We start from the raw sequence: 6,108 nt of genomic DNA, 5'->3' as shown, positions 1-6,108 counted from the left end.
CGCGACTCATAAGTGCTCGGTTATATGCGGGCCAATGGGTTGTGCGGTAGATTTTGTGTGCAGGCTTCTTCATTTGAAAATTATATCGCTGAAAAAGCCTTTACAGATAGGTTTGTGCAACAAAGCCGTTTTATAGTATTATTTTATCTTTTTAATATATTAAAGATATTGTCTTATATAAAAATGGTATTAAATAAAAAATCTGTTTGTTTGTTAAATATTCACTTAAATATTAAATATAATATTTAAGCCAATCTGAATAATGCGACTTAAAGCACTTAATTGTAATTAAGTGTGTTTTGATTTGAAAAGTTCAATCCTACGTTTCATCGGATTGAACTTGGATTTATTACAGTGCACTTTTTAGATTTTTTTGATGTTGCTTAACTTGCTTGGCATATCGTTTACCTTGTTTCTTCATTTTTCTATTTGTATTGTAGGCTGTAGGGCCAACATTATAGTAAGCAAGTGCTTTAGGCATACTTCCAGCAGAATTCTTATACTTAGTTAAAATATACGTTCCACAATTAATATTTGTGAGTTCATCATATAGATCACCCTGACAGGTTGTTTGCCAATAACGCGGCATAACTTGAGTCAGTCCAACAGCTCCTGCGGGTGATGTGACGTAAGGCCTAAATGTAGACTCTTGACGTATTACCGCTGCAAGTAACAGGGGGTCGACGGCATATTGATCAGCTGTTTGTACAATATATGGTGAAACACGATTGGCAGTCTCTGGATTTACGGCATATGCCTTTTGAATACCTGTGGATAGCTTTGATGCACGTTTGGCAACAGAACCACCACCTAAGGATGAGCAGCCAGTCAAAATTGAAGCGGTAAGCAAGACACTTAAAATTTTGAGGTGATGGTTTTTAGCGGTTTGAATAGTTAAAGAAACGTTATGTAATTTATTCTGTATCAATTTCATAGTTCAAGTATTTAGCCAGATCATATTTACTGGCTTTGATCTTATGAATCTGACTTAGAATGGTCAAGGTTTTCTCTATTGAACCTCTACAGTGTATTTGTAATATACGCTTATTTTTTCTACATCAATCAATAATAGATAATAAAATAGCCCACTTTGGGTGGGCTATTTTATTGCAGTTTCTCTTTTCGTACATTTTCCATGTGCAGCTAAACTTATTATTGTTGTTTTATGTTGAGAGGAATTTCCGTTTCCTTCATGACATCTTAAGGATTTGTATCAATACAGTCAGTCGTTATTCACTTGATCTTATGTAAGCTAAAACGGCTAAGTCTGTCTCTTAAACACATAAACTGTTTGGAGATGTTGAACTATACGTTTTTCAACATCCAAATTTCACAAGCTTGACTATGTCCTGTGTTTCCTTTCGGCGCTTCTAGATGGTTAAAACCTATTTTTTCATATAGTTTAACGGCTTGCCCAAGAGAAGCTGTAGTTTCGAGGTAACATGCCTGAAATTGATTATTTCTCGCGAATTCAAAGCATTTTTCTAAAATTTTGGCAGCAAAACCATGTCCACGTAGTTCAACTAAAAAATACATTTTCTGGATTTCGAGAATATCGTCTGAACCTTTGAGTGGTGATAAACCACCGCCACCAAGGATAGTACCTTGTTCATTTTCAATGACCCAATATTGTGAGTTGGGTTGGGTATAGACTGCATAAAGATTATCTAAGATAGGGTCTGCAACTGCAAAACCAGATTCTGCTGCTAAGCCAAACTCTGCTGAAACTTTACGAATAATAGCGGCAATAGCTGAATTATCTTGAGCTTGAATAGTACGTATACGAAACATATTGAATTAAAAAGGTAAAATAAAAAGATGGATTGTTTATAGACCGATGTCATAAAAAAATCCATCTTTCAGTTGTAGATTTAAACCGATTATTTTAATTCACTTGAACTTTTACCTAGTTCACGACGTGCAACGATGAGTTGTTGAATTTGTTGGGTACCTTCAAAAATGTCCAAGATTTTTGAGTCTCGTGCCCATTTTTCCAATAGTTCATCTTCGTTATAGCCAACCGATGCTGCTAATTCTACACATTTAAGTGTTATTTCATTACCTGTTCGTCCTGCTTTTGCTTTAGCAATCGAGGCTTCACGTGAGTTTGGTTTTTTATTATCGGCCATCCATGCAGCTTTAAGCATCAATAAACGCGATGCCTCCCATTCAGCTTCCATTCTATAAATTTGAGCTGCGATATTTGAACTTTGTAAAAATGGCGTTACATATTCCGCATCAAGTTCATCTTTAAAAATTTCTTTGATTCGCTCAAGTGAGGCTTTAGCACAACCAACTGCCATTGCTGCGACTAAAGGGCGTGTATTGTCAAAAGTTTCCATGACACCAGCAAAACCTTTAGCTACATCAATTTCCGCATTTCCAAGCAAATTGGCCGCAGGAACGCGGCAATCAATAAAGCTAATCGCAGCGGTATCTGAAGCTTTAATACCGAGTTTGTGCTCTAAGCGCTCCACAGTCATACCAGGTGTGCCTTTCTTAACAACAAAAGACTTGATGGCTGCACGACCTAATTTTTTATCTAAGGTTGCCCAAACCACAACTGAATCTGCACGTTCACCAGAAGTCACAAATATTTTTTCGCCATTAAGTACATATTCATCACCATCTTTCGTCGCCGTGGTGCGAATGGATGCTGAATCTGAGCCACAGTTGGGTTCAGTAATCGCCATGGCTGCCCAAGTGCCTTTAAGGCGGTCTAGTTGCTCATCATTTGCAACGGCAGCAATAGCTGAATTTCCTAATCCTTGGCGCGGCATACTCAGTAAAAGTCCTGTATCGCCATAACACATCTCTATCACACTTAAGGCTGTCGACATGTTCACGCCATTTTTATTTCCACTATCTGTATCACCACGCTTGTTTACCGCAGCACCTGCATTCATGCCATCTCCACCGTCGTTCATGCCATCAACGAGTGATGACAACATATCTAATTCCTTAGGATATGCATGTTCGGCTTTGTCATATTTACGTGAAATAGGGCGGAGCACATTGAGTGCAACTTCGTGTGCTTGATCGATCAGCATTTTGAATTTTTTTGGATTTTGTAAATTCATGATTTATTCCTTATTTTTTATACTGATCTAAGCATGTAAGCCAGAGTGTAAAATTGCAGTGGCACGTAAATCACGGTACCAACGTTCAACAGGATGTTCTTTGGTAAAGCCATGACCACCTAAAATTTGCACACCATCAGTACCAATTTTCATGGATTTTTCAGCACAGAGCAGACGAGCTAAATAGGCTTCACGATGAAAAGGTTTACCTGCCTCAGCTAAACTTGCAGCATTTAAAATCAACATATGCATAGCATCTAGCTCAATAGCCATATCTGCAATCATAAAAGCGACACTTTGACGATGTGAGATGGGTTCACCAAAGGCCGTTCGTTCGTTGGCATATCGAATACAGTATTTTTTAACGGCTGTAGCAGTGCCTACAGCGATTGCACACCACATCAAATTGCCTAAATCAACAAATGCGCTGTAGTTAAAATCATCATCACCTAAACGTTGAGCAGGCGTCTGATTAAAGTTGAGTGTTACCGTTTCCGTTGCTTTTAATCCCATTGCTGGGGATTTTTTTTTTTTTTTTTTTTTTTTTTTGCGCTGATGGTTTGATCACGTTGTACTACAAATATTTCGGGTTGGCCGTTTAGCATGGCTGATAATAAAATTACATCAGCTTTCTCACCGAGTAAGACTAAGGTTTTTTCACCACTGATTTTATAGTTTGAACCATCTGCGATAGCGCGGGTTTTTAGTTGCATGGGATTAAATGCAGCCGTTGCTTCTTGGACGGCAAATGTTGCGACGATGTCTGCGTCATCAGCAAATACAGGTAAATATGTTGCTTGAATAGATTCTGAGCCCCATTGTGTTATTGCATTGATACAACTAAAGGTCGAAAGCAACCCAGCTGTAAGGCTAAAATCACCTTCGGCAAGCTGTTCTGCAATTAAGATATTACTGATAATATTTTTCTCTGCAGCTACGCCGCCCAAAGCTTCTGGCAGTGCATAATAATTTAAACCTAAATCTTGTACATGCTGCCAAAGGACGTCAGGAAATTTTTCATCTTGATCTGCTTGGTGAGCAAGCGGATAAAGGATTTCACTGGCAAATTGCTGCATTGCTTCAGCAGTCATGTGCTGTTCTTCGGTCAAATTTAAATCGAACAATGATTTTTGCTGATTAGGTAGACGTTGCTTATGTACATCCTTATTGGTTTTAAAGGCTTTTTGCGTATGGCTCAAGGTTTTAAATCCAGCCTTTGAACCTTGATACAGCGATTTCTCAACCAATTTGCGTAATTTAAATTGATCTAATACGTCACTACCAGCGATTTTTGTTAAAAGAGAAAGCCCAAATCCTTGTGCCTTGTTTACCATATTGGTCATTGTTGTTTTCCATTCACCTTGTTCTATTTTTATGCTGACATGGCGCTTACATAAAAACCATGTCAGAAGTGACATGCTTAATTGTCAATGATGAACGGCTTTGGCTGGGTGGTGTGTAAATATAAGATATTAAAATTATTAAATTTATTGAAAAAATAAAATGAATGTTTTTTTTATTAATTGACTTGGCTGACATTTTTTCAACCAAGTCGTTGGCGAATTGTAATTAAAATTATTGATACTTTTGAATCATACGACGTACATTGGTTTTTGCTTCAATGACGGTCATAAATGTATAAGCACCAATAAATTTACGGCTAATAAACATAAATTCTTTCGGTGGAACAGAGAAATAACGCGATGCCATTGATTTAGACGCTTGTTGCATAACGCGACTATGTAATTGGCTTTTTTTCCAATCATAGTGATTTTGCTCGTCCATAACGCCAGCAGGGATGTTTGGATTATTTTCATTGCTACTGAATGCTTCAGTCGCAAGTAAGAAAACTTTAGCCATATCTGGCTTGATACTTTGTGGAATGCCATCAAAGAATTCATAACCTGTCATGGCTTTCACCATTTGATCCGAACTGTGGTTATAACCTGCAGTAATTAAATTACGAGCGACGCTAAGTAAATGTTCATCGAACTGACGAATTGCACCGAAGTCGAGTAAAACAATCTTATCAAGTACATCGGCACCATTGCCTAGACGTACCAAGTAATTACCAAAGTTTGGGTCAGTTTGCATTTCTCCCCATTCGAAGATTTCACGTACTGCAATTTCAAGAGAAGCTTCGCCTAATGCATTACGTCGCTCTTGAGGTAGCGAGAGCATGACTGGACTATTAATCGGTACGCCACGTTCAAATGTCATACACAATACTTGATTGGTTGAGTAGCCATCAATGATTTGTGGCACGATATAGCGTGGATCTTCTTTTAAGCGAGAAGCAAAACGGCGTGTTGTATCTGCTTCAATTTTATAATTAACTTCGCGATGCATCATTTCACGCACTTCATCAAACCATTGATCAAATTCACGCGTTTGAGGCACCATACGGGTGAGTTTCAGCATGTTTTTGAATAGATTCATATCTGAATCTATGGCATCTGCTACACCCGGATATTGAATTTTTAAGACCAGTTCTAGGCCATCAGATTTGCGTTTTGCACGATGCACTTGCGCTAAAGATGCTGTACCCAGAGGCTCATGATCAATAACTAGATCATCAAGTTTTGAACCGAGTTGATCTTGTAGTTGAACTTTTATTGCAGGCCATGCCAAAGCGACAGTCTGATTGTTAAGTGTATTTAAGGCTTGCGTAATTTCTTCTGGCAGGAAATGCTCACCATATAATGCCATCATTTGCCCAATTTTGACGATTGAGCCTTTTAATTTTCCAATTTCTGCGACGAGATATTCAGCCTGATCTTTCATCGCTTTTTTACGTTTTTTCTCTTTTTCTTCTTCACTAGAAAACATAGAAGTAGCGTTAGATGCAGCCCAACGAGTACCTGCAAGCAAAGAAGCTTTAGCGATAGATAAGCGACGATCCATAGAGGAGGTTTTCAGTTGTTTAAGCTTATCGTTCTGATCTGACATGTAAATTAAATCCTTTAATCAGCAATTCGCAGAAAAATACATTGTATCGAATTCTAGCGTTTCTTAACGTATTAAAATA

Annotated in this window: 4 protein-coding genes and 1 pseudogene; all 5 read right to left on the bottom strand. The window is 38.0% G+C overall.

The features are described 5' to 3' along the window. Positions 1-349 precede the first annotated feature (349 nt). Positions 350-934 carry a lytic transglycosylase domain-containing protein gene (locus tag FTV09_RS12235; protein ID WP_081410325.1) on the bottom strand — a complete coding sequence of 195 codons (585 nt, stop codon included), beginning with the start codon at positions 932-934 and terminating at the stop codon, positions 350-352. A 371-nt stretch (positions 935-1,305) separates the two neighbouring features. Beyond that, entirely contained in the window at positions 1,306-1,791 is a 486-nt protein-coding gene (locus FTV09_RS12230) for a GNAT family N-acetyltransferase (protein ID WP_180058479.1), read from the bottom strand. Positions 1,792-1,880: 89 nt separating this feature from the next. Beyond that, a complete protein-coding gene (locus FTV09_RS12225; RefSeq protein WP_180058478.1) occupies positions 1,881-3,080 on the bottom strand; it encodes an acyl-CoA dehydrogenase family protein in 1,200 nt (399 codons plus the stop codon). Between the two features lie 27 nt (positions 3,081-3,107). Beyond that, positions 3,108-4,414, bottom strand: a pseudogene (locus FTV09_RS12220) (acyl-CoA dehydrogenase family protein). 241 nt (positions 4,415-4,655) lie between these two features. Next, on the bottom strand, positions 4,656-6,029 hold the full coding sequence (locus FTV09_RS12215; RefSeq protein ID WP_180058477.1) for an AarF/ABC1/UbiB kinase family protein: 1,374 nt from the start codon (positions 6,027-6,029) through the stop codon (positions 4,656-4,658). Between the last annotated feature and the right edge of the window lie 79 nt (positions 6,030-6,108).

Origin of the sequence: Acinetobacter sp. YH12227 (assembly GCF_013417785.1) — a bacterium.
In the GTDB taxonomy this organism is placed as follows: Bacteria; Pseudomonadota; Gammaproteobacteria; order Pseudomonadales; family Moraxellaceae; genus Acinetobacter; species Acinetobacter gandensis.
The sequence above is the reverse complement of the archived record's forward strand: the minus strand, read 5'-3'. Positions and strand labels throughout refer to the sequence as shown.